This is a genomic window from Streptomyces sp. NPDC058985 (assembly GCF_042740985.1).
In the GTDB taxonomy this organism is placed as follows: Bacteria; Actinomycetota; Actinomycetes; order Streptomycetales; family Streptomycetaceae; genus Streptomyces.
This window is the reverse complement of the sequence record NZ_JBHYJX010000018.1, coordinates 6,786-29,335: the sequence shown is the minus strand read 5'-3', so window position 1 is coordinate 29,335 and position 22,550 is coordinate 6,786. Positions and strand designations below refer to the sequence as shown.

Sequence of the window (22,550 nt, the reverse complement as noted above, 5' to 3'; positions counted from 1 at the left end):
ATCACCGCGCGAGGCTTTCGCTCCATGGTTGGCGTTTAACTCTCTACGAGTAACAGCGCTGCATGGAGGTGCGGAGTGAACGGGCGAACAGTGCTCGAACGCTTTCCCGCAGGCGGACCGCGAGGATCCTGGCCGGCGGAGGAGTTCGCACAGGCACGGCGGCTGGAGGGCCAGCCCGCCGAAGTGGTCATGGACCTCGCCACGGACATGTTCCTGGTCGTGGTGCGCGGCGCCGTCGCCGCGAGTGACGCGGTGGCCTGACGACCCGGGTCAGCCCGCCTCCGGGGCCGGTACCGGCGCCTTCGTGAACTGTTCCGCCTGGAGCGAGTACAGCTCGGCGTAGACCCCGCCGGTGGCCAGCAGCTCGTCCGGGGTCCCGGACTCCACCAGCCTGCCCTGGTCGAGGACGTGCACCAGGTCCGCGTGGCGCACGGAGGCCAGCCGGTGGGTGATCAGGACGACGGTCTGTCCGCTGCCGGCCAGGGCGCGGATCTTCTCGAACACCTCCAGCTCGGCTCGGGCGTCCAGGGCCGCCGTCGGTTCGTCGACGATGAGGATGTGGCCCCGCCGGTACGCCGCCCGCGCGATGCCCACCCGCTGCCACTGACCGCCGGACAGCTCGTGCCCCCCGCTGAAATTGCGGGCCAGCAAGGTGTCAAGGCCGCGCGGCAGATCCGCGACGACGTCCTCGGCGCCGGCCTCGGCGACCGCGTCGGCCACCCGCTCGTCGCCCAGGGGCACCGACGAGCGGCCCACGGCGACGTTCACCCGCGCGGTGAACGGCCAGCGCTTGAAGTCCTGGGCCACCATCGCGACCCGTTCGGCGAGCGCGTGCCGGTCCGCCGTCGCCGCGTCGACACCGTCCCAGGTGACGCGGCCCCGGTCCGGCGTGTAGAGGCCCGCGAGCAGCTTGACCAGCGTGGTCTTGCCCGAGCCGTTCTCACCGACGAGGGCCACGATCCGGCCCAGCGGCAGCGAGAGCGTCACGTCGTCGAGCGCCGGGCGGGTCGCGTCGCCCGGATAACTGAACGTGACGTTCTCGAAGCGGATCTCCTTGGGGTCCTCGGGAAGCGCGGCGCCGCCCAGCGGGATGGCCCGCTCGGCCGCCTCCACGTGCAGCCGGTCCAGGTCGCCGACGAAGAGTGCCTCCTCGTGGAGCGCGTTGACCTCGACGACCAGGGTGCCGAGGCTCTGCGAGCCGGTGCGGATGGCGATCACCGCGGTGCCCGCCACGGACAGGGCCATCGCGCCGCCCAGCAGCAGCCCGCCGAGGGTCGCGTACGTCGCCGCCGTCGCCACCCCCGTCCAGGCCGACGCGATCAGCCCCGTACGGGCCGCCAGCCGGGCCAGCCTGGCCTGCTCCGCCTCCGCGGTCTCCGACATCGCGCGGAAGTGCCGCAGCAGGAAGGGGCCCACCGAGTGCACCCGGATCTCGGGGGCCGCGGCCGGCTCGATCAGCAGACTGCCCAGCAGCCGCCCCGCCCGCTCGTGCTGCACCCAGGCGTGGAAGGACTCGTATCGGCGACGGGCCAGGGTCAGCGCGCTCCAGGCGCTCGGCAGCGTCATCGTCACCAGCAGCGGCAGCAGCGCCGGGTGCAGCACGGTCAGGACGCCGGCCGCGGCGATCAACGAGATCATCGCGTTCACCACGCGGGTGCCGAACGAGATCATGCGCCGCGCGGAGGCCGCGCCGTACTGGGCGGTGTCCAGGAGCTTGTGGAAGGCGTGGTCCTCGATCGCGGACAGTTCCACGGCCGCCGCCCGCTCCAGATACCGCTCGGTGGCCACCCGCTCGACCTTCGGCTCCAGCCGCCCGGTCGCGTACGTCGACGCCGCCCGCAGCAGGGCCGCGACCAGCATCACCCCGGCCACCGTGACCAGTGCGGGGACGGCCCCGCGCAGGCGCTCCTCGATCGGACCGGCGGACATCAGCCCGGCCAGCGCGCTGTTGACGGCGAGGAGGCTGACCGCCTGTGCCAGGCCCCGGCCCACCTCGGCCGCGAGCACCGTCCGTGCCGCCCGCGGGTCGGCCTGCCGGGCGAGCCGGAGGCTGGACGCGAGCAGGGACGGCAGCCGGGTCAGCATCGCGCGGAAGCCCAGCTCCAGGAAGGCGTCGGCGTGCTGGTTCCAGCCCATGTCGTAGCGCAGGGGGCCGCCGAAGAGCAGCCGCTCCGACTCCGACACCCCGGCAGGTTCCGTGCTGCCCTTCCTGCGCACCGTCGGCCTCCCCCGATCGTGGACGGACGGCCACTATCGCGGGGTGGGACTCCAGGGGGCAGGGCGCGGGAGGGGGAGGGCGGAGCGCGCGGGCGCACACCGGACCCGGCGGAGCCGGAAGGGGGCGCGTGGGGCGAAGCGGCCGGATCCCGGAGCGGTTCGTGCGGGCGTGCGGGCGGGCCGGCGCCGCGGAGGAGGGAGCGTGGGGCGGGGAAGCGGTGGACGCGGGGTCGCGGGGGAGTGGCGGGGCGCGGCGACGCCTACCGTGCGCCGGGTAGTTGGCAGGGCACCGCGGCGCCTACCGCGCGCGGAGGGAGTGGCAGGGCGCCGCGACGCCTACGCGCTCACCGGCCGGGACCAGGTGGGCGTCGTGTTCGTCAGCCTGCACAGCGCCAGGTAGAGCGGGATGGGCGGGGTGTACGGAACCGTGCCGTCCGGGCGGTGGAGGAGGCCGGGAACGCCCGAGGCGTCGGGGACGACCGCTCCGGTGACGTACCGCGCGGGCGCGGGCCACTCCAGGGCGTAGTCGGAGTCGGACGGAACGATCCACCACCAGTGCGTCTCATCGGCGTAGATGCACCCGACGCGGGGCAGCCGCGGCAGCACCTGTTGGGCGAGGTCGTCGGGTACCGCCACCGCGTCGCAGCCCAGCGGGACCGTCATGCCGTCCGGCACGGGGAGTCGCGGGGGTGTGCCGGAGGCGCGTCGTCCGCGCTGGAGGCGGACCATCGTGTCCAGACCGAGCGGTCGGATGCCGGATGCGGCCCTCACAGCCATTCGGTCCCCGTCCCGCGCCATTCGGTCTCCGTACCGCGGGGCGACCGGCGGTGGTTCTCCGCCTCGCCCCCGTCGCCCGTGTCGTCGGCGGGGCCGGGCTTCGGGCGGGCGCCCCAGCCGAGGTCGTTGTGGGGCTCCGACGGGTCGCGCGGGGTGTCGGCCTTGCGCGGCAGCTCCGCCCAGACCAGGAGGCCTGGGCCGTGCTCGTGGGCGCCCCACGCGTCGCACAGGGCGTCGACGAGGAGCAGCCCTCTGCCGTGTTCGTCCTCGGGCTGCTGATCGTCCGCGGGGTGGGGCTGGCCGGGGGCGCAGCCCTCGTCGCGCACGGCTATGCGGACCAGTTCGTCCCCGTCGTGCAGCTCGCAGACTATGTGTCTGCTCGCGGTGTGCACGATCGCGTTGGTCACCAGTTCGGAGACGACCAGGGCCGCGGTGTCGCAGGTGTCCTCGCACACCGACCAGCCGTTCAGCCGAGCCCGGGTCAGGCGTCTCGCCTGCGCGGGGGAACTCGGATGTGCGGCCAGTTCGAAACGGAACCGGCGCTCGGCGGCTGCGGTCCCCGAAGGGCCGGCTCCCATGGCGGCACCGAGGCCCAGGGAGCCCGCGGTGGCGTCTGTTCCTAAGGGCGCGGACGGAATCACGCTTGCCACTATCGCCCCGCCGTGAACACTTGGCAAGTGTCACTCTGAAAAATGCAGAGTGCTGTGTGACGTTCTGGACGGCCGTGGCACACTGCTCGCAACAGCACGTCGAGCGGCGCCACTTCAGTCCGTCGAAGGCCTGCACAGGTTTTCGAACAGGTCTTCGGATGGCGCCGCCGGGCTGTCCGCACCAGGCACGGGCGCCACCGCACGGGCGCCGGGGCGCAGGGACGCAAGGACTCTTCGGGACTCTTCAGGAGGTGGGCGGTGAGTGAGCCGCGGTCCGCGCCGACGGTCGGCCAGGTCGTACTCGGCCGGCGCCTGCTGGACCTGCGGGAACGCGCGGGCCTCAAGCGTGAGGAAGCCGCCCGCATCCTGCGTGTCGCCCCCGCCACCGTCCGCCGGATGGAGATGGCCGAGGTCGCCCTCAAGATCCCGTACCTCCAGCTCCTGCTGAAGGCGTACGGCGTCGGGGACGAGGAGGCCGAAGCCTTCGTGCGCCTGGCCGAGGACGCCAACAAGCCGGGGTGGTGGCAGCGCTTCCACGACATCCTGTCCGGCTGGTTCTCGCTGTACGTCAGCCTGGAGGGCGCCGCCGCCCTGATCCGCTCCTACGAGCCGCACTTCGTCCCGGGAGTGCTGCAGACCGAGGACTACGCGCGTGGCGTGCTGCGCTCGGGGGCCATCGGGCAGACCAGGCCCGACGACATCGAGCGCCACGTCGACCTGCGCATGCAACGCCAGGGACTGCTCACCCGCAAGGACGCGCCCCGGCTGTGGGTCGTGATGGACGAGACCGCGCTGCGCCGCCCCGTCGGGGGCCCGGAGGTGATGCGTGCCCAGATCGACAGGCTGCTCGAGGCCACGAAGCTGCCCAACGTGACGCTGCAGGTCGCCCCGTTCTCCAACGGGCCGCACCCCGGCACCTACGGGCCCTTCGTGCTGTTCCGATTCGCCATGCCGGAACTGCCGGACATGGTCTACAGCGAGTACCTGACCGGCGCCGTCTATCTGGACGCGCGCGCCGAGGTGGCGACCCATCTCGAGGTCATGGACCGCATGGCGGCGCAGGCCGCCACGGCACATCGCACGAAGGAGATCCTCCGGGATCTCCGCAAGGAGCTGTGAATGAACCGCATCAAACCCCAGCGCTCGCCACGGACCCGCGGTGAGCGGATCTACAACGGCATGCCCGCCGGCGAGCTGGGCAGCGAGGGCTGGCACAAGCCGTGGAGCGGCGGCAACGGAGGCAACTGCCTGGAGGCCATGAAGCTCGCCGACGGCCGGATCGCGGTCCGGCAGTCCACCGACCCGGAGGGGCCGGCGCTGATCTACACCTCCGCGGAGATGACGGCCTTCATCGAGGGAGCGAAGGCGGGAGAGGCGGACTTCCTGCTGTCCTGAGACGTGTCTTGATCTTGTTGCTCTTTAAGCTTGTTGGTACTGACCTGACCTGACCAACCTGACCTGATTGCCTTTCGCGGCCCGTCACCGGCGGGCCGCTCAGACCCTCATCGGCCGGTCGTAGGGCCCCACGGGGGCGGGGAGCCTGGTGTGGCCGCCGGACAGGTGGCGGTCGACGGCCGCCGCCACCGCCCGTCCCTCCGCGATCGCCCACACGATGAGCGACTGCCCGCGCGCCGCGTCCCCCGCGGCGAACACCCCCGGAACGCCGGTGGCGAAGTCCTGGTCCCGGGCGATCGTGCCGCGGGGCTCCAACTCCAGCCCCAGCCCGTCGACCAGCCCGTCCTCGCGGTCGGGCCCCGAGAAGCCGAGGGCGAGCAGGACGAGATCCACGGGGAGCGAGCGCTCGGTGCCGGGCAGCGGTCGGCGCCCCGCGTCCACTCCGACCAGGTGCAGCGACCGCACATGCCCCTCGTCGTCCCCGGTGAAGCGGAGCGTGGACGCCGCGAACAGCCGCGCGTCCGCGTCCGCCGCCGGCGCGAACCGCAGATCGCGTGCCTCCTCGTGCGCCGCCGACAGCCGGTAGAGCCGCGGATAGACCGGCCACGGCTCCGCCTCCTCGTCCCGTTCCGCACCCGGCTGCGCGTAGATGTCCAGCTGGGTCACGGAGGCCGCCCGGTCCCGTACCGCCGTGCCCAGACAGTCCGCGCCGGTGTCGCCACCGCCGACGATGACGACGTGCTTCCCCGCGGCGGACAGCGGGGAGCGCTCCAGGTCTCCCTCGCACACCCGGTTGGCCAGTGGCAGGTACTCCATCGCCTGGTGGATCCCCGCCAGCTCCCGCCCGGGCACGGGCAGCTCGCGCCAGGCGGTCGCGCCGGTGGCGACCACCACGGCGTCGTAACGGCTCCGCAGCTCCGCCGCGCCCACGTCCCGGCCGACCGCGGTCGACGTCCGGAACTTCGTCCCCTCCGCCCGCATCTGCTCGACGCGCCGCTCCAGATGACGCTTCTCCATCTTGAACGCGGGGATGCCGTACCGCATCAGCCCCCCGATCCGGTCGTCCCGTTCGAACACCGCCACCGTGTGCCCGGCCCGGGTCAGTTGCTGCGCCGCCGCGAGACCGGCGGGTCCCGAGCCGATCACCGCCACCGTCTTCCCGGAGAGCCGGTCCGGCGGCCGTGGCGGGGTGAAGCCCTCCTCCCAGGCGCGGTCGGCGATCGCGCACTCGACGTTCTTGATGGTCACGGCCGGCTGGTTGATGGCGAGGACGCAGCCCGCCTCGCACGGCGCGGGGCACAAACGGCCGGTGAACTCGGGGAAGTTGTTCGTGGCGTGCAGCCGTTCGCTCGCCGCACGCCAGTCCGACCGGGCCACCAGATCGTTCCAGTCCGGGATCAGGTTGCCCAGCGGACATGCCTCGTGGCAGAAGGGGACTCCGCAGTCCATGCAGCGGTCGGCCTGCGCGCCGACGATCGGCAGCAGCGCGCCCGGGACGTACACCTCGTCCCAGTCCCGCACCCGCTCCTCGGCCGGCCTGCGGGGCCATTCCTCGCGGGGGGTCGTCAGGAAACCCTTCGGATCGGCCATGGCCCTCTCCCTTGCGTGCGGGGTGGCGGGCCGTGCGGCGCTCGGCGTTCGGGGCGGCGCTCTTGCGCCCCACGATACGTCCGGCCCGCCGCGGACGCAGAGCGCCGCACGCCTTTCCCGCCCCCGGGCGCGCCCCGCGCGGCGGCGCCCGCTCCCTCAGCGCAGGGCGAGCACGTAGGCCACCGCCGCCGCGGCCGCGGCGATCGTCCGGACGTGGTTCCACGCCGTCCACTCGCGCACGTACGCGGTCCACCGGTCGGCCGCCTGCGCGGAGCCCGGCTCCACTTCGAGCAGAGCGGTGTTGCGCGGCACGTTGGCGGCCACGGTCACCCCGAACGACCCGGTCAGATACAGCGCGCTGCCCAGCAGCAGCTCCACCGCGGCCTCCTGCGGCCACACCGCGAACGTCACCACGGCGATCACCGCGGCCAGCACCGTCGTCCCGAGGAACACCGCCATGAAGGGCGGGCGCACCGCCGCCTTGTTGATCGAGTTCATCGAGGCGACCCCCTGGGCCGGCGGCAGCGCGGCCAGCCCCCGCATGACGAAGGTCGAGAAGGCGCAGAACACCCCGGCCGTCAGACCGGCCCCGAGCACACCCAGCACCGTCAGCACGAAGTACGGTCCGTCGATCATGTCGTGTCAACTCCCACCCGTCGACCGGTCGCCCGACCGGCGCCCTCCGCCGTCGGTCACCCCAAGTCAACCGCCGCGCGAGCGCCGTGACCATGGCCGACCCGCGCCCGCCCATGCGCGAGCGTCCAAGCGGGCGCACCGGCGAGTGGCGCATCATGGGCGGGTGCGACTGGAAGCGATCACCTGGGACCGGCTCGGCGACCGGCTCGCCGAGCGCCTCCTCGACCTCGAACCCGCGGACGGCAGCGCCTGGACCCGCGTCGCCCTCGACGGCGCCCCCGCCGCCCGACCCGGCGACCTCGCCGAACGTGTCTGTGAGGCGCTGCGCGTCCGCGGCCGGCCCTCCCTCGTCGTCGGGACGGAGGGCTTCCTGCGCCCCGCCTCGCTGCGCCTGGAGTACGGGCACCGGGACACCGAGTCCTACTACAACGGCTGGTACGACATCGGTGCCCTGTGGCGCGAGGTCTTCGACCCCCTCGGGCCCGAGGGGAACGGGCGGGCCCTGCCCGACCTGTGGGACCCGGTCACCGACCGCGCCACCCGCAGTCCCCATGTCCAACTCCCTCCCGGCGGTGTGCTGCTGCTGCACGGCCCCTTCTTGCTGCGTCACTGGTTCCCCCTCGATCTGAGCGTCCATCTCGTCCTCACGCCCGGAGCACTGCGCCGCCGGACCGCGGAGACCGAGCAGTGGACCCTGCCCGCCTTCGAGCGCTACGACGAGGAGACCGAGCCCGCCGGCACCGCCGACGTCGTGGTGCGGGCCGACGATCCACGCCATCCCGCATGGAGCGGCTGACGGTGCGGGGCGTCAGTTTTCCCAAAGCACTTCTATATGCGCGTGCATGTAACTAGGGTGTCGGTATGACCACTGACTCCGGCGATGGCGCCGTCACCACTGACGTCCGTATCTCTGCCCCCTCCTTCGACGAGCCGGTCCGCGCCCTCCTGGACGGGAAGAACTTCGCCTCGGTCGCCACCCTCGGTCCCGACGGCGCCCCGCAGAACTCCGTGGTCTGGATCAAGCGCGAGGGTGACACCGTGCTCTTCTCCTCCGTGGACGGACGGCAGAAGGTGCGCAACCTCCGCCGGGATCCGCGCGTCAGCCTGTCGGTCTACGACCTGGCCAACCCGTACACCTCGGTGGAGATCCGCGGCACCGCCGAGATCGTCCCCGACGAGGGGAATAGACTTTCGCGCGACCTCTCCCACAAGTACCTCGGCATCGACCCGCCGGCGGAGAAGGACGAGGAGACCCGTGTGATCATCCGTGTCCTGCCGCGGAAGATCGTGCGCTTCTCGGCCTGAGACCGGCCCGGTGCCCGAACCGCTCGCTCCGCCCTCAGAGCCAGCCGTTGCGCCGGAAGCCGCGGTGCAGTGCCAGGCAGGCGACGGCTATCACCCCGATGACCAGGGCGTAGCCGTACCGCCAGCGCAGCTCGGGCATGTGGTCGAAGTTCATGCCGTACACCCCGCAGACCATCGTGGGGACGGCGACGATCGCGGCCCAGGCGGTGATCTTCCGCATGTCCTCGTTCTGCGCGACCGTCACGCGGGCGAGGTGCGCCTGGAGGATGGAGTTGAGCAGCTCGTCGAACGCCGCGATCTGCTCGCCGGCCCGCAGCAGGTGGTCGGAGACGTCACGGAAGTACGCCTGTATCTCCTGGTCGACCACTCGGTACGGCCGCGTGGCCAGCTCCTCCAGTGGCCGGCTGAGGGGTACCACGGCCCGCCTCAGTTCGAGCAGTTCACGCTTGAGCTGGTAGATCCGCCCCGGGTCGACCCGCGCGCCGTTCTCCGCGAACACCTCCGTCTCCACATGGTCGACGTCCGCCTGGACCGAGTCGATGACGGTCAGGAAGTCGTCCACCACGTGGTCCGCGATCGCGTGCAGCACCGCCGACGGCCCCTTGGCGAGCTGCGCGGGATCGGACTCCAGCTCCTCGCGCAGCGGACCCAGGGAGCCGTGCCGTCCGTGGCGCACGGTGATCACGAAGTCCTGGCCGACGAACACCATGATCTCGCCGGTGCTCACCACCTCGCTGGTGGCCGTCAGCTCCTCGTGCCCCACGTAGCAGACGGTCTTGAACACGGCGAAGAGCGTCTCGCCGTACCGCTCCACCTTCGGCCGCTGGTGGGCCTCGATCGCGTCCTCCACCGCCAGCGGGTGCAGCTCGAACAGCTCCGCGACGCCGGCGAACTCCTGGTCAGTCGGCTCGTGCAGGCCGAGCCAGACGAAGCCCGCAGCGCGCTTGCGCATCCTGGCCACCACGTCGGCCGGATCGCCGCCCTCGGGGGTGCGGACACCGTCCCGGTAGGTCACGCAGTTCACCACCGAGGAACCCAGCGGGGAGCGGACCGGGTGGCTCAGGTCCACCCGCCGTCGACGGCGGCCCAGCTGTGCCACCTTGCGCAGACCGCCGACCTTTCCCAGGCCGGTGACCTTGCGCAGATTCCCTGCCATGGTCATCCGAATCTCCTCGCGTGGGTCCCCTCGCGCCGTGCTTCCCGCGCCTTGGCAGGCCAGTTTGCCAGTCCTGCGCGAACGCCGTTCGGGCCTGTGGAAACGGAGCATTCCGCTTCCTTCCCGGCTGTGGACGAACCACCGGCCGCACACCACCGGAGCCGCCCCGACCGGCCGTCCGGGCCCCTCGCGCCGGAGCGTCGCCCCCTTCCGGCAAGCCGGACAACTGGGATGATCGCAGCATGACGCGAACCGACGGATACCTCCTCGACAACCGGCAGGCCGAGGCTGCGGAGCGCTTCGACGCCTTCGCCAAGCTCTTCGACCCCACCACGTTCCGGCACCTCGAGACGCTCGGCGTCGGACCCGGCTGGCGCTGCTGGGAGGTCGGGGCCGGCGGAACCTCCGTGGTGTCGTGGCTGGCCAAGAAGGTCGGGCCGACCGGCAGGGTGCTCGCGACGGACATCGACACCTCGCGGGTCGCGCCCGCCGGGCGACCGCCGGTCGAGGTGCGTGTGCACGACGTGGGCGCGCAGGAGCCGCCGGGGGAGGGGTTCGACCTGGTGCACGCGAGGCTGGTGCTCGTCCACGTCCCGGACCGGGAGCAGGCGTTGCGGTCGATGGCCAAGGCCCTGCGTCCCGGTGGCCGCCTTCTGGTCGAGGACGCCGATCCCGCCTTGCAGCCCCTGCTCTGCCCCGACGAGCACGGCCCCGAGCAGCAACTGGCGAACCGCCTTCGGCAGGGCTTCCGCCAGCTGCTGTCCCGCCGCGGAGCCGACCTCTCCTACGGCCGTCGGCTGCCGCGTCTGCTCCGGGAGGCCGGACTGCGCCGCGTGGAGGCCGACGCCTACTTCCCGGTCACCTCGCCCGCGTGTGCCGCCCTGGAGTCGGCGACCGTCCGTCAGATCCGTGACGAGCTGGTCGGCGCGGGAGTGGCCACCCACGACGACATCGACCGGCATCTCGCCAACGTCGCGTCCGGCAGCATGGACCTGGCGACGGCTCCGATGATCTCGGCGTGGGGGCGCAAGGCGTAGGGAGCACCTACCGGCGGCCCGTCGCCCTCTCATCGGCCTGTCCGTCCCGTCAGCCACGCCCCCCGTCAGTCACGCCCCCCGTCAGTCACGGCGGCCGGTCAGTCACGTCGGCCCGGATGTCCGGTTCGGGCCTGCTCACGGCACGGAGAGCACGCAATCCTGCCTGCCAGGTCTCCGCCGCTGATCAGCCGACGGCCCGCGGAGGTCTCCCGCCCACTCGTCCGACCGCCGTCGCTCCCGCCCGGCACCCCGAGGCCGCCGCCTCCTCGGGCGTCGCGCCCGCGAGCAGCGCGGCGAGGAACGCGCCGGTGAAGGCGTCACCGGCGCCCGTACTGTCCCGCGGCGACGCGGGGACTGCGGGGACCCGGGCGCACACGGCGCCGGCCCGGGCCACCAGGGCGCCCTCCGCCCCCTGCTTGGAGATCACCAGCGGAACGTGCCGGCTCAGCTTGGCCGCCGCGTCCGCGGCATCGGGCAGCCCGGTCAGCAGGCACGCCTCGTCACGGCTCGGCAGCAGGACGTCCACCCCGTCGACCAGACCCAGGAAACGGTCCACGCCCAGCCCGGCGAGGAACCCCGCCGAGGCCGGGTCCAGGCTGACCGGCACGCCGCGCGCGCGTGCCGCGGCCAGGGCGACCGACACCAGAGCGCGGCTCGGTTCCGCGAACAGCAGGTAGCCCGACAAGTGCAGTCGGGCGACGCCGTCGAGCAGCGCGTCCGACCAGTCACCCGGCCCGATCCGCAACGAAGCCCCGCTGTCCGTGAGGAAGGTCCGCTCGGCCGAGTCGCCCGCGTCGACCAGGCAGATCACCGTCCCCGTCGGCGTCGACGGGTCGACCACCAGCAGTGGACGCACCCCACAGGCCGTCAGCTCCCGCTCGTGCCAGTCGGCCGCGTCGGCGCCGACCCGGCCCAGCAGCCGGACGTTCCCGTGCCCCGCCCAGGCCGCCCAGCAGGCCACGTTGGCACCCGCACCGCCGGGCAGCCGACGGATCGAGGCGGCCGTGTCCGTACCGGCGGCCAGCGGCCTCCGATGGCGGGCGATCACGTCCGTGACGACATCGCCGACGACCAGCAACGCCCCGTCCGGCCGCACGGTCATGCCCGGGCCCAGGCCGTCGCGATACGGGCCGCCAGCCGTACGTTTCCACGCACTGCCGCCAGATTGGCGCTCAGCGAGGCGCCGTCGGTGTGGCGCACCAAGTGGTCGAGGAGAAACGGGGTGACCGCCTGCCCGGTCACCCCCTCCGCCTCGCACACGCGCAGCGCGTCGGCCAGCACGCGTGCGTGCAGTGCGGGATCCAGCTGCTCCTCCTCGGGGACCGGGTTGGCGACCACGAACGCGGACCGCGGCCCGTCCAGCGTGTCCTGCGCCCGCATGACCGCCGCCACCTGCTCCGGGCTGTCCAGCGTCCAGTCCACCGGGTGCCCGGAGTCGGACAGGTAGAAGCCGGGGAAGCGGTCCGTTCCGTAGCCCGCCACCGAGACGCCGAGCGTCTCCAGCCGTTGCAGGGTCGCCGGTACGTCCAGGATGGACTTCACCCCCGCGCACACCACGGTGATCCGGGTGCGTGCCAGCAGGCCCAGGTCGGCCGACTCGTCCTGCGTCACCGTCCACTCCCGGTGCACACCGCCCAGCCCACCTGTCGCGAACACCCGTACGCCCGCCAGAGCCGCCAGAAGCGCGGTCGCCGACACGGTGGTCGCGCCGCTCGCTCCGGCCGCCACCGCGAGCGGCAGGTCCCGGTGGCCCAGCTTGCGGATGCCGTCCTCGTTGGCGACCCGCTCCAGTTGCTCCTTGTCGAGGCCCACATGAGGCCGCCCGTCCAGGACGGCGATCGTCGCCGGGACGCCGCCCTCCCGACGGACCACCTCCTCCAGCTCCCTGGCCACCAGCAGATTGCGCGGGCGCGGCAACCCGTGCGCGATGATCGTGGACTCCAGGGCCACCACGGGCTCACGCGCGTCGATCGCCGCCCGTACCTCTTCCGACACCACCAGCATCACGCGCCTGCCTCCTGTCCGACGGTCTCCCCCGGCTCCGGTCTCCCTCATCCCTGGCGGGCAAGGGACCGGGTCAAACCCCCGAGCGGGCCGCACCGGCCTCTTGCGGGTCCCGGCGGAGGGCACCAGCCCGGGGACCATGACGGACTACACGACACGTCTCGACCACGTGGTCCTCTGGGTGCGCGACCCGGTCGCCGCGGCCGGCTTCTACGAGAAGAACCTGGGCCTTGAGCCCCTGCGTCTCACCGAGTACGCCGCGGGGACCGTGCGCTTCCCTTCCGTGCGGCTCAACGAAGAGACCATCCTCGATCTCGCGCCGCACTCCCTCGCGGCACACATGCGGGTCGTGCCCGGCGCCGACGAGAGCGCGGGGCATCCCGTCAACCACGTCTGCCTGTCCCTGCCCGCGCACGACTTCGACGCGCTGCGCGCCCGCCTGGAGGAGCAGTCCGTCCCGGTCTCGGAGCTCTCCCACGACTCCTACGGCGCCCGCGGCATGGCCCGGCGCAGCTTCTACTTCGGAGACCCGGACGGCAACATCATCGAGGTCAGGCACTACGACTAGCTCCGCCCGCCACCGGCATCCCGGGGCCCGAGCTCAGAACAGCGGCTCGGGCAGTACGCCCTCCAGCGCGAGCAACCGCCGCTTGGTCTCGACCCCGCCGCCGAACCCGCCGATGCCCCCGTCGCTCTCCACCACGCGGTGGCAGGGCACGACGACCGGCAGCGGATTCGCACCCATGGCCATGCCGACCGCCTGGGCCGCGCCCAACTGGCCCACCCGGCCGGCCAGGTCGCCGTACCCGACGACCGAGCCGTAAGGGACGCCGGAGGCCAGCTCACGCAGTACCTCCCGGTTGAAGCCCGAGATCAGCGACCAGTCCAGCGGCAGGTCGAAGTCCTGCCTGGCCCCGGCGAAGTAGGACGCCACCTGGCGTATCGCCTCGGCCAGCAACGGGGAGCCGGGCGCCTCCACGGGCTCCGTGCCCAGCCGGGCCGCGAGCCGTTCGAGCGCTTGGTCGCGGGCGGTATCGGTGGCGTGGAACACGACGTTGACCAGGCCGTCGGGGGTGGCGGCCAGCATCAGCGGGCCGATGTCCGTGCCGACGACGGTCCACACGACCCGCTGTTCGTTCTGCCCAGGGCTGTCCATGCGCCCACGGTACGGCGGGCCACTGACAATGCCCGGGACAGTGGCCTGCGCGGCCGGTCCGTCCCGGGCATGAAGGGGGGGGTCAGCGTGCGAACGAGACCGCGTCCTCGCCGACGGCGTCCCGCACCACGTCCGGCTTGTTGGTGATGATGCCGTCGACGCCGTACCCGGCCACCCGCCGGGCGGCGGTGGCGGTGTCCACCGTCCAGGTCAGGACCTCCATCCGCTTGCCGTGCGGCCCCTTGAACGCGTGCACCGAGGCCACGTAGGTCATCGAGAGGGAGCCGTGCGAGGGATTGATCTGGTCCGTGAACTCGGCGTACTCGGGCAGGTCGGACACGAGAGGCGTGCCGAGGAAGCCCGTCTTGACGGCCGGCTTGAGCTCGTGCACCGTCTGGATGCTGTCCGCGCTGAAGCTCTGCACCACCAGCCGGCCGGTCACATGGCGGCGGTCGAGCCAGCCCTCGTTGGCGAGAACCTTGAGAGTCTGCTGCTCGATGCCCGGGTACAGGCCGGGGCTCTTCAGCTCCAGCAGCAGCTTCTGGTGGTTGCGCTCCACACGGTCCACGTACTGCTTCAGCGTCGGCACGCGCGCGCCCGCGTACTTGGACCCGAACCAGCTCCCCGCGTCCAGCCGCGCGATCTCCGCGGCGGTGAAGTCCTTCACCTTCCAGGGGGACCGGTCGGGGAAGACCTCCTCCACGTCCGTGGTACGCCGCAGGTTGTCGTCGTGCATGACGACGAGTTCGCCGTCCTTGGTGCGCTGGACGTCGTTCTCGACCCAGCGGATGCCCAGCTCGGCCGCCTTGTCGACGGCGGCCAGCGTGTTCTCCGGCGCGTACGCCGAAGCGCCCCGGTGCGCGACGACCCTGGGCCCGTCGTCGCCCGCCCCGGTGTCCCGGGCGTGCGAGAGGGGCGCCGTCAGGGCGACTCCCAGAAGCGCGGTGGTCGTGACGGCAACTGTGCGCACGTGCATGCGTACTCCTCGCGTCGAGCGATCACGGACAGCTCCACTGTGACACCGGAGAGTCAACGGAAGAGGGGTACGGAATGGCCACTGGCTGAATGGAGTGGCTCAACTACGCTCACCAGGGCGGCACAAGTGGGGCGAGGCCGTGATTCTTTGCCGGAGAATCGTTCGACCATTCCGGTGGGCGTCATACTCTCTGCCTCGGCCCCGGTCGTTCGCTCAGGCCCGCGAAGGGTGCACATCAGGAGAATCCGGGACTCCACCGGGGCGTAAGAAGGCGGAAGGGCAGCCGCAGATGCAAGGCACGGTCGACGGATTCAACTACGGACTCGTCACACCACTGGTGGCCTACCTCATGGCGTGCCTCGGCGGTGCCCTCGGGCTGCGCTGCACCACGAGGGCCATGCTGGTCACCCGTTCCTGGCGCCCCGGGTGGCTCGCCCTGGGCTCGGCGGCGATCGGCTCCGGCATCTGGACCATGCACTTCATCGCGATGATGGGGTTCACGATCGAACACACGCCGATCCGCTACGACTGGCTGATGACCTTCGCCAGCCTGGCCGTCGCCATCGTGATGGTGGGGATCGGGATCTTCATCGTCGGCTACCGCGGCGCCCGCGGAACCGCCCTGTTCACCGGCGGCACCGTCACTGGCCTGGGCATCGCCTCGATGCACTACCTGGGTATGGCCGGGATGCACCTGGACGGACAGCTGACCTACAACACGTTCACCGTGTCCGTGTCCGTCGTCATCGCCATGGCCGCCGCCACCGCCTCACTGTGGGCGGCCGGACAGGTCCGGGGCTTCCTGTGGAGCGTGGGCGCCGCCCTGATCATGGGACTGGCCGTCACCGGCATGCACTACACGGGCATGGCCGCCCTCGACGTCCATGTCAGCGGCACGTCCGAGCCCAGCGTCGGGGGATCGCCCGCCGAGCTGCTCGCCCCGATGCTGATCGGGCCCCTCGCCTTCCTCGTCCTGGCCGGCGTCGTCGTCCTGCTCGACCCGCTGATGGTCATGGGCCAGCCCGCCGCCCCGCCCGTCGAGCGGAAGCCCGGCATCCCCGCCCACTCCGAGATCCCGCGCACGGTCCACCGTCCGGCCCGTCACCCGGCCCGCCACCTGCGCCGCCCCCTCGCCCACCGGCGCTCCCGCACCCCGCAGAACCGCTGATCCGGACCCGTTGTCAGTGGGGGGTCGTACGGTGGAACCCATGCGGCCCGTTTCCCAGATCGAACGCACGGTGGCGCCCTTCGAGGTCGTCAGCCCCTACCAGCCGAACGGCGACCAGCCGACGGCCATCGCCGAGCTGGCCCGGCGAGTCGAAGCAGGCGAGAAGGACGTCGTCCTGCTCGGCGCGACCGGCACCGGCAAGTCCGCCACCACCGCGTGGATGATCGAGAAGCTCCAGCGGCCCACCCTGGTCATGGCCCCGAACAAGACCCTGGCCGCCCAGCTGGCGAACGAGTTCCGCGAACTGCTGCCGAACAACGCGGTCGAGTACTTCGTCTCGTACTACGACTACTACCAGCCCGAGGCCTACGTCCCCCAGTCGGACACCTACATCGAGAAGGACTCCTCGATCAACGAGGAGGTGGAGCGGCTGCGGCACTCCGCGACCAACTCCCTGCTCACCCGCCGCGACGTCGTCGTGGTCGCCTCCGTCTCCTGCATCTACGGCCTGGGCACCCCCCAGGAGTACGTGGACCGCATGGTCCCCCTCCGGGTCGGTGAGGAACACGACCGGGACGAGCTGCTGCGCCGCTTCGTCGACATCCAGTACACGCGCAACGACATGGCCTTCGCCCGCGGCACCTTCCGCGTGCGCGGCGACACCATCGAGATCTTCCCGGTCTACGAGGAGCTCGCCGTCCGCATCGAGATGTTCGGTGACGAGATCGAGGCCCTGTCCACGCTCCACCCGGTCACCGGCGAGATCATCAGCGACGACCAGCAGCTCTACGTCTTCCCCGCCTCCCACTACGTCGCGGGCCCCGAGCGCCTGGAGCGGGCGGCCAACGACATCGAGAAGGAGCTGGCCGAGCGCCTGACCGAGCTGGAGAAGCAGGGCAAGCTCCTGGAGGCCCAGCGACTGCGGATGCGCACGACGTACGACCTCGAGATGCTCCGCCAGATCGGCAGCTGCTCCGGGGTGGAGAACTACTCGATGCACTTCGACGGCCGTCTCCCCGGCTCCCCGCCGAACACGCTGCTGGACTACTTCCCGGACGACTTCCTGCTCGTCATCGACGAGTCGCACGTCACCGTGCCGCAGATCGGCGCCATGTACGAGGGCGACGCCTCCCGCAAGCGCACTCTGGTCGACCACGGCTTCCGGCTGCCCTCCGCACTCGACAACCGCCCGCTGAAGTGGGAGGAGTTCCAGGAGCGCATCGGACAGACCGTCTACCTGTCCGCGACCCCGGGCGCCTACGAACTCTCCCGCTCGGACGGCGCCGTGGAGCAGATCATCCGTCCCACCGGCCTCGTCGACCCGGAAGTCGTCGTCAAGTCCACCGAGGGCCAGATCGACGACCTGGTGCACGAGATCCGCAAGCGGACCGAGAAGGACGAGCGGGTCCTGGTCACCACCCTCACCAAGAAGATGGCCGAGGACCTCACCGACTACTTCCTGGAACTGGGCATCCAGGTCCGCTACCTGCACAGCGACGTCGACACCCTGCGCCGCGTCGAACTGCTGCGTGAACTGCGCGCCGGTGAGTACGACGTCCTGGTCGGCATCAACCTGCTGCGGGAGGGCCTCGACCTGCCCGAGGTCTCGCTGGTGGCGATCCTGGACGCCGACAAGGAGGGCTTCCTGCGCTCCGGCACCTCGCTGATCCAGACCATCGGCCGCGCGGCGCGCAATGTCTCCGGCCAGGTCCACATGTACGCCGACAAGATCACGCCGGCGATGGAGAAGGCGATCGACGAGACCAACCGCCGACGCGAGAAGCAGGTCGCGTTCAACAAGGCGAACGGCATCGACCCGCAGCCGCTCCGCAAGAAGATCAACGACATCGTGGCGCAGATCGCCCGCGAGGACATCGACACCGAGCAGCTGCTCGGCTCCGGCTACCGCCAGGTGAAGGAGGGGAAGGGCGCCAAGGCCCCCGTGCCCTCCCTCGGTGGCCAGGCGGCGGGTGCGAAACCGGCCAAGGGCAAGGGCAAGAGCAAGGAGACGGTGCCGACCGACCGTCCCGCCGCGGAGCTGGCCGAACAGATCGAGGAACTGACCAACCGCATGCGGGCGGCCGCCGCCGACCTCCAGTTCGAGATCGCGGCGAGGCTGCGCGACGAGGTCTCCGAGATGAAGAAGGAACTGCGTCAGATGAAGGAGGCGGGCCTGGCCTGAGGGCCCGACCGGGCACGGGCTGTGTTGCAAGACCGACACAAAGTGCGGACCGGGGTGGGGCACTGTCAGTGCCCCTGCGTAGGGTTCAGGTCAACCGCGGGCTCCGCGGCAACAGGGGACAGTTCGAGAGGGGATCAGCGCGTGACCGTCAACATGACCAAGGGTCAGGCCATCAGTCTGCAGAAGAACGACGGCGGCAGCCTGACGTCGGTGCGCATGGGTCTCGGCTGGCAGGCGGCTCCCCGGCGCGGCCTGTTCGGCTCCCGCACCCGGGAGATCGACCTGGACGCCTCCGCGGTCCTCTTCGCGGACAAGCAGCCGGTCGACGTCGTCTTCTTCCGCCACCTGGTGAGCGACGACGGCTCGGTGCGCCACACCGGGGACAACCTGGTCGGCGGTGTCGGCCAGGGCGGCGACGACGAGGCGATCCTCGTCGACCTCCAGCGCATCCCGGTCCACATCGACCAGATCGTCTTCACCGTGAACTCGTTCACCGGCCAGACCTTCCAGGAAGTGCAGAACGCGTTCTGCCGCCTTGTCGACGAGACCAACGGGCAGGAACTCGCCCGCTACACGCTGGCCGGCGGCGGCGCCTACACGGCGCAGATCATGGCCAAGGTGCACCGTGCGGGCCAGGGCTGGTCGATGACCGCCATCGGCACCCCGGCCAACGGTCGCACCTTCCAGGACTTGATGCCGGCGATCCTGCCGGTCCTCTGACGGGCGAGGAAGCCGGAATGCCGGTCCCGTGAGGGGCCGGCCGAACACCCCGTCCCGGGAGCGGGGCGGGCGAGCGCCGCACGGCACATCACGAGTGACGCACGAGTGACACAGGGGGACAGGCGATGACGGCCGAGCTGACGCGGGGACAGAACCACCCGCTTCCCCGGACCCGTCTGGAGATCCGGGTCTCGGCCGGCACGCCGATCGTGGCCGGAGCCACGCTCGGCGACGAGGAGGGCACGGTCCACGGGGTCGAGTGGGTGGCCCACCTGGGCACCCCCACCCTGCCGGGCCTGGAGGTCTCCCGGCAGGCGGCCGCCGAGCACCGCCTCGCGGTGGACCTGGACGCACTCCCGGACACCGTGCACCGCGTGAGCGTGCTGCTCGCCCTGCCCGCCGCCGGGCAGGGCCCGGTGCGTTTCGGAGCCGTCGCCGCCCCCTTCGTGGCGGTCACGGACCTCGACGGCGACGAAGTCGCCAGCTACACCGTCACCGGCCTGGACCGCGAGTCCGCGCTCGTCGCCCTGGAGCTCTACCGGCGCCAGGACGCGTGGAAGGTGCGCGCCGTCGGCCAGGGCTACGCGGGCGGCCTCGCCGAACTGCTCACCGACCAGAACCTGTCCCAGGCCCACCAGCTGGCCGGGACCATCCACGAGGCGGTGGCGCGCGGGCTGGCCCGTTCGGTGCCCGCCCCTCCGGCCCGCGCGGCGGACGCCGACCGCCCCCGTCAGACCGCCGCCCCGGCGCACGGTCCCGACCACGGCGCCGCACCCCAGGGCACGCCCGGCCCCGCATCGCCGGTGTCCCCGTACGACACCCAGAGCCCTGCCGGCCCGCAGACACCCGGCGGGCCGGGACAGCACGGGGCACAGCAGCCGCATCGGGGCGGCACGGGCGACCCCGCATCGGCCGGCCAGGCGTCCACGCCCACCGGCGGCGGCCCCATCGACTACAGCCACCCGCGCCGTCAGAACGCGGCCCCGCCTCCGCCTCCGCCGGCCGCGCCCCCGTCCGAACCGGGACGGCCCGCCCGGCCCGTCGCCGGTGACGCCACCGGCTGGTCCATGGAGGAGCGGCTCTACAACCAGGTGTGGGGCATGTTCGAGGACCTGTCCCGCACCACGGCCGCGTACCGCAGCGCCGTCGACTTCGCCGACTCGCGCATGGAGAAGGAACTCGACCAGGCCCTCTCCGACCCGCGCAGCCGGATCGGTGGACAGGGAGACGCCGCCCGCGAGGCGGCACGGGCCCGGCACGACCAGTTGGTCGCCCAGGCCAGGGAGGTCCTGGACCGGGACGTCGCCCAGCTGGTCGCCGAGGCCGAGGTCGTCGAGCCCGCCCTCCCCGCGGCGTTCGCGCGCTGGGACAACCCGGTCTGGCACGCCTACCGCGTCCCCATGGAGATACCGATGGCCCTGCGGCTGGGCGATCTCCACCTGCCGGAGGCCGACCGGGTACGCATCCCGCTGCTGATGCGGCTGCCGCTGGAGCGCGGTCTGTGGATCGACAGCGGGCGTTCCGCCTCGCTCGACGGTTCGGTCTCGGACTCCCACGAGACGCGGCGGCTCGGCCTGGAGACGGCGGTCGCGCACGCGGCCCGGCTGCTCGCCGTGTACCCGGCGGGCGAGTTCACCGTGCACGTCATCGACCCGGCCGGATCCGGTGCCCAGCCGCTGGCACCCCTCGTGCAGACCGGAGTGCTCGCCGCCCCGCCCGCCCTCGGCGCGGCAGGGACGGCGGACGTGCTGGCCCGCCTCACCCAGCGCGTCGACCTGGTGCAGATGGCGTTGCGCGGCGGTGCTCCCGACGCGCTGCCGCCCGGTGTCGACACCTCCCAGCAGCTCCTGATCGTCAACGACTTCCCGCACGGCTTCGACGACCGGGCGGTGAACCAGCTGCGCTACCTCGCCGACGAGGGGCCGGCCGTCGGCGTCCACCTGATGATGGTCGCCGACCGGGAGGAGTCCGCGGGGTACGGGCCGCTGCTGGACCCGTTGTGGCGTTCACTGCTCCGGCTGACACCGGTGCCCGACGACCACCTGGCCGACCCCTGGGTCGGACATGCGTGGACGTACGAGCCGGCGCTCGTGCCGCCCGGCAGCCAGGTGCTCCAGCAGGTCCTCGCTCAGGTCGCGGCGGCCCGCCGTTCGTGGGGCGGGTAAAGGGCCCCGAGCTGGGCTTTTGAGCGTAATTTGCAAATCTCTTTACCTTCCCTTGGGGAATGGGGTACTGTCATCCGTACGGAGGGGAGTACTCCCTGTCTGTGCGGCGACCCCGTCAATACGGATCAGGCCAGATCCCGGGGCGTCGGCCCGTGGGTTCCGCGGACGCGTCGCGCGTTCCGGACACCCGGGGTGGAAGAGACCTCCGGCAGCGACGACGCTGACATTTGCCGTGTGACGCACTGCCGGAGGCGTAGTGGAAGTTTCTGCGACCCTGTGGGTCCTGACCATCGTGGGCCTCGCCGCCCTCATCGCGGTCGATTTCTTCATCGGCCGCAAGCCGCACGACGTATCGATCAAGGAAGCGGGAATCTGGACGATCGTCTGGATCGTCCTCGCGGGCCTCTTCGGAGTCGGCCTGCTCATCTTCGGCGGCGGCCAGCCCGCCGGCGAGTTCTTCGCGGGCTTCATCACCGAGAAGTCCCTCAGCGTGGACAACCTGTTCGTCTTCGTCCTGATCATGGCGAAGTTCGCGGTGCCCTCGCAGTACCAGCAGCGCGTGCTGCTCATCGGCGTCCTCATAGCCCTGGTCCTCAGGGCGATCTTCATCGCCGCGGGCGCCGCGATCCTCGCCAGCTTTGCGTGGGTCTTCTACATCTTCGGTGCCTTCCTGATCTGGACCGCCTGGAAGCTCATCCAGGAGGCCCGGGCCGACGAGGAGGACGAGGAGTTCGAGGAGAACAAGCTCCTCAAGGCCGCCGAGCGCCGCTTCGGTGTCGCCGACCGATACCACGGCACCAAGCTGTGGATCGAGGAGAACGGCAAGCGGATCATGACCCCGATGCTGGTCGTGATGCTCGCGATCGGCACCACCGACGTGCTCTTCGCGCTCGACTCCATCCCGGCGATCTTCGGTCTGACCCAGGACCCGTACATCGTGTTCACGGCCAACGCGTTCGCCCTGATGGGTCTGCGCCAGCTGTACTTCCTCATCGGCGGTCTGCTGAAGAAGCTGGTACACCTCTCCTACGGCCTGTCGGTCATCCTGGGCTTCATCGGCGTCAAGCTGGTGCTGCACGCCCTGCACGAGTCCGGGGTGCACGTCCCCGAGATCAGCATTCCGGTCTCGCTCGGCGTGATCTGCTCGGTCCTGATCATCACCACGATCACCAGCCTGCGGGCCTCCAAGAAGCAGGCCGAGGCGGAAGCGGTGGCCGGAAGCGACGACGCCGAGAAGGACAGCGTCGAAGCGTGACCGGACACGGTCCGATCCCCAGTCGGTCGTAGACCGGTCGCAGGCGACCGCCACCGGGAGCGGGGGGGGGGGGGGGGGCCCCCCCCGCGTCCACCCCCCCCGGCCCGGTTGGACCAAAATAGGGGGCCCGACCCCCCAGCCACCGAAGCGCCCAAATAACC

Annotated in this window: 22 protein-coding genes; 12 read left to right on the top strand and 10 right to left on the bottom strand. The window is 71.6% G+C overall.

The genetic code is table 11. The features are described from left to right. Positions 1-75 precede the first annotated feature (75 nt). Positions 76-261 carry a hypothetical protein gene (locus ACFW01_RS18020; RefSeq protein ID WP_125495301.1) on the top strand — a complete coding sequence of 62 codons (186 nt, stop codon included), beginning with the start codon at positions 76-78 and terminating at the stop codon, positions 259-261. Between the two features lie 9 nt (positions 262-270). Here the strand turns inward: ACFW01_RS18020 and ACFW01_RS18015 are convergent, their stop codons facing one another. From ACFW01_RS18015 to ACFW01_RS18005, 3 genes are all read right to left on the bottom strand, one after another. Beyond that, positions 271-2,136: an ABC transporter ATP-binding protein gene (locus tag ACFW01_RS18015; protein WP_234954635.1), complete on the bottom strand. Its 1,866-nt coding sequence runs from the start codon at positions 2,134-2,136 to the stop codon at positions 271-273. A gap of 417 nt (positions 2,137-2,553) precedes the next feature. Next, entirely contained in the window at positions 2,554-2,994 is a 441-nt protein-coding gene (locus tag ACFW01_RS18010; protein ID WP_234953530.1) for a hypothetical protein, read from the bottom strand. Then, on the bottom strand, positions 2,985-3,644 hold the full coding sequence (locus tag ACFW01_RS18005) for an ATP-binding protein (protein WP_234953528.1): 660 nt from the start codon (positions 3,642-3,644) through the stop codon (positions 2,985-2,987). Before ACFW01_RS18005 ends, ACFW01_RS18010 begins: the two co-directional genes overlap by 10 nt. Positions 3,645-3,902: 258 nt before the next feature. Between ACFW01_RS18005 and ACFW01_RS18000 the strand changes: the two genes are divergently transcribed. Together ACFW01_RS18000 and ACFW01_RS17995 are read left to right on the top strand one after the other, a co-directional pair. Continuing rightward, positions 3,903-4,763 carry a helix-turn-helix transcriptional regulator gene (locus tag ACFW01_RS18000; RefSeq protein WP_384504485.1) on the top strand — a complete coding sequence of 287 codons (861 nt, stop codon included), beginning with the start codon at positions 3,903-3,905 and terminating at the stop codon, positions 4,761-4,763. Then, the gene (locus tag ACFW01_RS17995) at positions 4,764-5,039 is read left to right on the top strand and encodes a DUF397 domain-containing protein (RefSeq protein WP_161330137.1); all 276 of its coding nucleotides are present in this window, start codon (positions 4,764-4,766) and stop codon (positions 5,037-5,039) included. A 99-nt stretch (positions 5,040-5,138) separates the two neighbouring features. Here the strand turns inward: ACFW01_RS17995 and ACFW01_RS17990 are convergent, their stop codons facing one another. Together ACFW01_RS17990 and ACFW01_RS17985 are read right to left on the bottom strand one after the other, a co-directional pair. Next, entirely contained in the window at positions 5,139-6,629 is a 1,491-nt protein-coding gene (locus ACFW01_RS17990; protein ID WP_234953524.1) for a glutamate synthase subunit beta, read from the bottom strand. Between the two features lie 156 nt (positions 6,630-6,785). Continuing rightward, entirely contained in the window at positions 6,786-7,265 is a 480-nt protein-coding gene (locus ACFW01_RS17985; RefSeq protein ID WP_234953522.1) for an anthrone oxygenase family protein, read from the bottom strand. 163 nt (positions 7,266-7,428) lie between these two features. Here ACFW01_RS17985 and ACFW01_RS17980 point away from each other — a divergent pair, with 163 nt between their 5' ends. Together ACFW01_RS17980 and ACFW01_RS17975 are read left to right on the top strand one after the other, a co-directional pair. Continuing rightward, positions 7,429-8,061 (top strand): uridine kinase, encoded by a 633-nt coding sequence (locus ACFW01_RS17980; RefSeq protein WP_234953520.1) that lies wholly within the window; start codon positions 7,429-7,431, stop codon positions 8,059-8,061. Positions 8,062-8,126: 65 nt separating this feature from the next. After that, entirely contained in the window at positions 8,127-8,570 is a 444-nt protein-coding gene (locus ACFW01_RS17975) for a PPOX class F420-dependent oxidoreductase (RefSeq protein WP_234953518.1), read from the top strand. A 34-nt stretch (positions 8,571-8,604) separates the two neighbouring features. Here the strand turns inward: ACFW01_RS17975 and ACFW01_RS17970 are convergent, their stop codons facing one another. Further along, a complete protein-coding gene (locus ACFW01_RS17970; protein WP_234953516.1) occupies positions 8,605-9,732 on the bottom strand; it encodes a magnesium and cobalt transport protein CorA in 1,128 nt (375 codons plus the stop codon). 236 nt (positions 9,733-9,968) lie between these two features. Between ACFW01_RS17970 and ACFW01_RS17965 the strand changes: the two genes are divergently transcribed. Further along, the gene (locus ACFW01_RS17965; protein WP_234953514.1) at positions 9,969-10,763 is read left to right on the top strand and encodes a methyltransferase; all 795 of its coding nucleotides are present in this window, start codon (positions 9,969-9,971) and stop codon (positions 10,761-10,763) included. A gap of 184 nt (positions 10,764-10,947) precedes the next feature. Here ACFW01_RS17965 and ACFW01_RS17960 read toward each other — a convergent pair whose 3' ends face one another. Then, positions 10,948-11,865 (bottom strand): PfkB family carbohydrate kinase, encoded by a 918-nt coding sequence (locus tag ACFW01_RS17960; protein ID WP_234953512.1) that lies wholly within the window; start codon positions 11,863-11,865, stop codon positions 10,948-10,950. After that, positions 11,862-12,770 (bottom strand): pseudouridine-5'-phosphate glycosidase, encoded by a 909-nt coding sequence (locus ACFW01_RS17955; protein ID WP_234953510.1) that lies wholly within the window; start codon positions 12,768-12,770, stop codon positions 11,862-11,864. Before ACFW01_RS17955 ends, ACFW01_RS17960 begins: the two co-directional genes overlap by 4 nt. Before the next feature lie 136 nt (positions 12,771-12,906). Here ACFW01_RS17955 and ACFW01_RS17950 point away from each other — a divergent pair, with 136 nt between their 5' ends. After that, a complete protein-coding gene (locus tag ACFW01_RS17950; protein ID WP_234953508.1) occupies positions 12,907-13,335 on the top strand; it encodes a VOC family protein in 429 nt (142 codons plus the stop codon). Positions 13,336-13,368: 33 nt separating this feature from the next. Here ACFW01_RS17950 and ACFW01_RS17945 read toward each other — a convergent pair whose 3' ends face one another. Both ACFW01_RS17945 and ACFW01_RS17940 read right to left on the bottom strand, forming a co-directional pair. Continuing rightward, positions 13,369-13,923, bottom strand: coding sequence for a methylated-DNA--[protein]-cysteine S-methyltransferase (locus tag ACFW01_RS17945; protein WP_234953506.1), 555 nt, complete (start codon positions 13,921-13,923; stop codon positions 13,369-13,371). 82 nt (positions 13,924-14,005) lie between these two features. Further along, entirely contained in the window at positions 14,006-14,899 is an 894-nt protein-coding gene (locus ACFW01_RS17940) for a glycerophosphodiester phosphodiesterase family protein (RefSeq protein WP_234953504.1), read from the bottom strand. A gap of 289 nt (positions 14,900-15,188) precedes the next feature. Here ACFW01_RS17940 and ACFW01_RS17935 point away from each other — a divergent pair, with 289 nt between their 5' ends. The 5 genes from ACFW01_RS17935 to ACFW01_RS17915 all read left to right on the top strand — a co-directional run bounded on the left by ACFW01_RS17935 (position 15,189) and on the right by ACFW01_RS17915 (position 22,389). Further along, entirely contained in the window at positions 15,189-16,067 is an 879-nt protein-coding gene (locus ACFW01_RS17935) for an MHYT domain-containing protein (RefSeq protein WP_234953502.1), read from the top strand. Positions 16,068-16,107: 40 nt separating this feature from the next. After that, a complete protein-coding gene (uvrB, locus tag ACFW01_RS17930; protein WP_384504479.1) occupies positions 16,108-18,249 on the top strand; it encodes an excinuclease ABC subunit UvrB in 2,142 nt (713 codons plus the stop codon). Positions 18,250-18,390: 141 nt separating this feature from the next. Further along, positions 18,391-18,969, top strand: coding sequence for a TerD family protein (locus ACFW01_RS17925; RefSeq protein ID WP_122615064.1), 579 nt, complete (start codon positions 18,391-18,393; stop codon positions 18,967-18,969). Between the two features lie 125 nt (positions 18,970-19,094). Beyond that, complete coding sequence (locus ACFW01_RS17920; protein WP_234953498.1) at positions 19,095-21,134, top strand: TerD family protein; 2,040 nt, start codon at positions 19,095-19,097, stop codon at positions 21,132-21,134. Between the two features lie 256 nt (positions 21,135-21,390). Beyond that, positions 21,391-22,389 (top strand): TerC family protein, encoded by a 999-nt coding sequence (locus ACFW01_RS17915; protein WP_234953496.1) that lies wholly within the window; start codon positions 21,391-21,393, stop codon positions 22,387-22,389. The last annotated feature ends 161 nt before the right edge of the window (positions 22,390-22,550 follow it).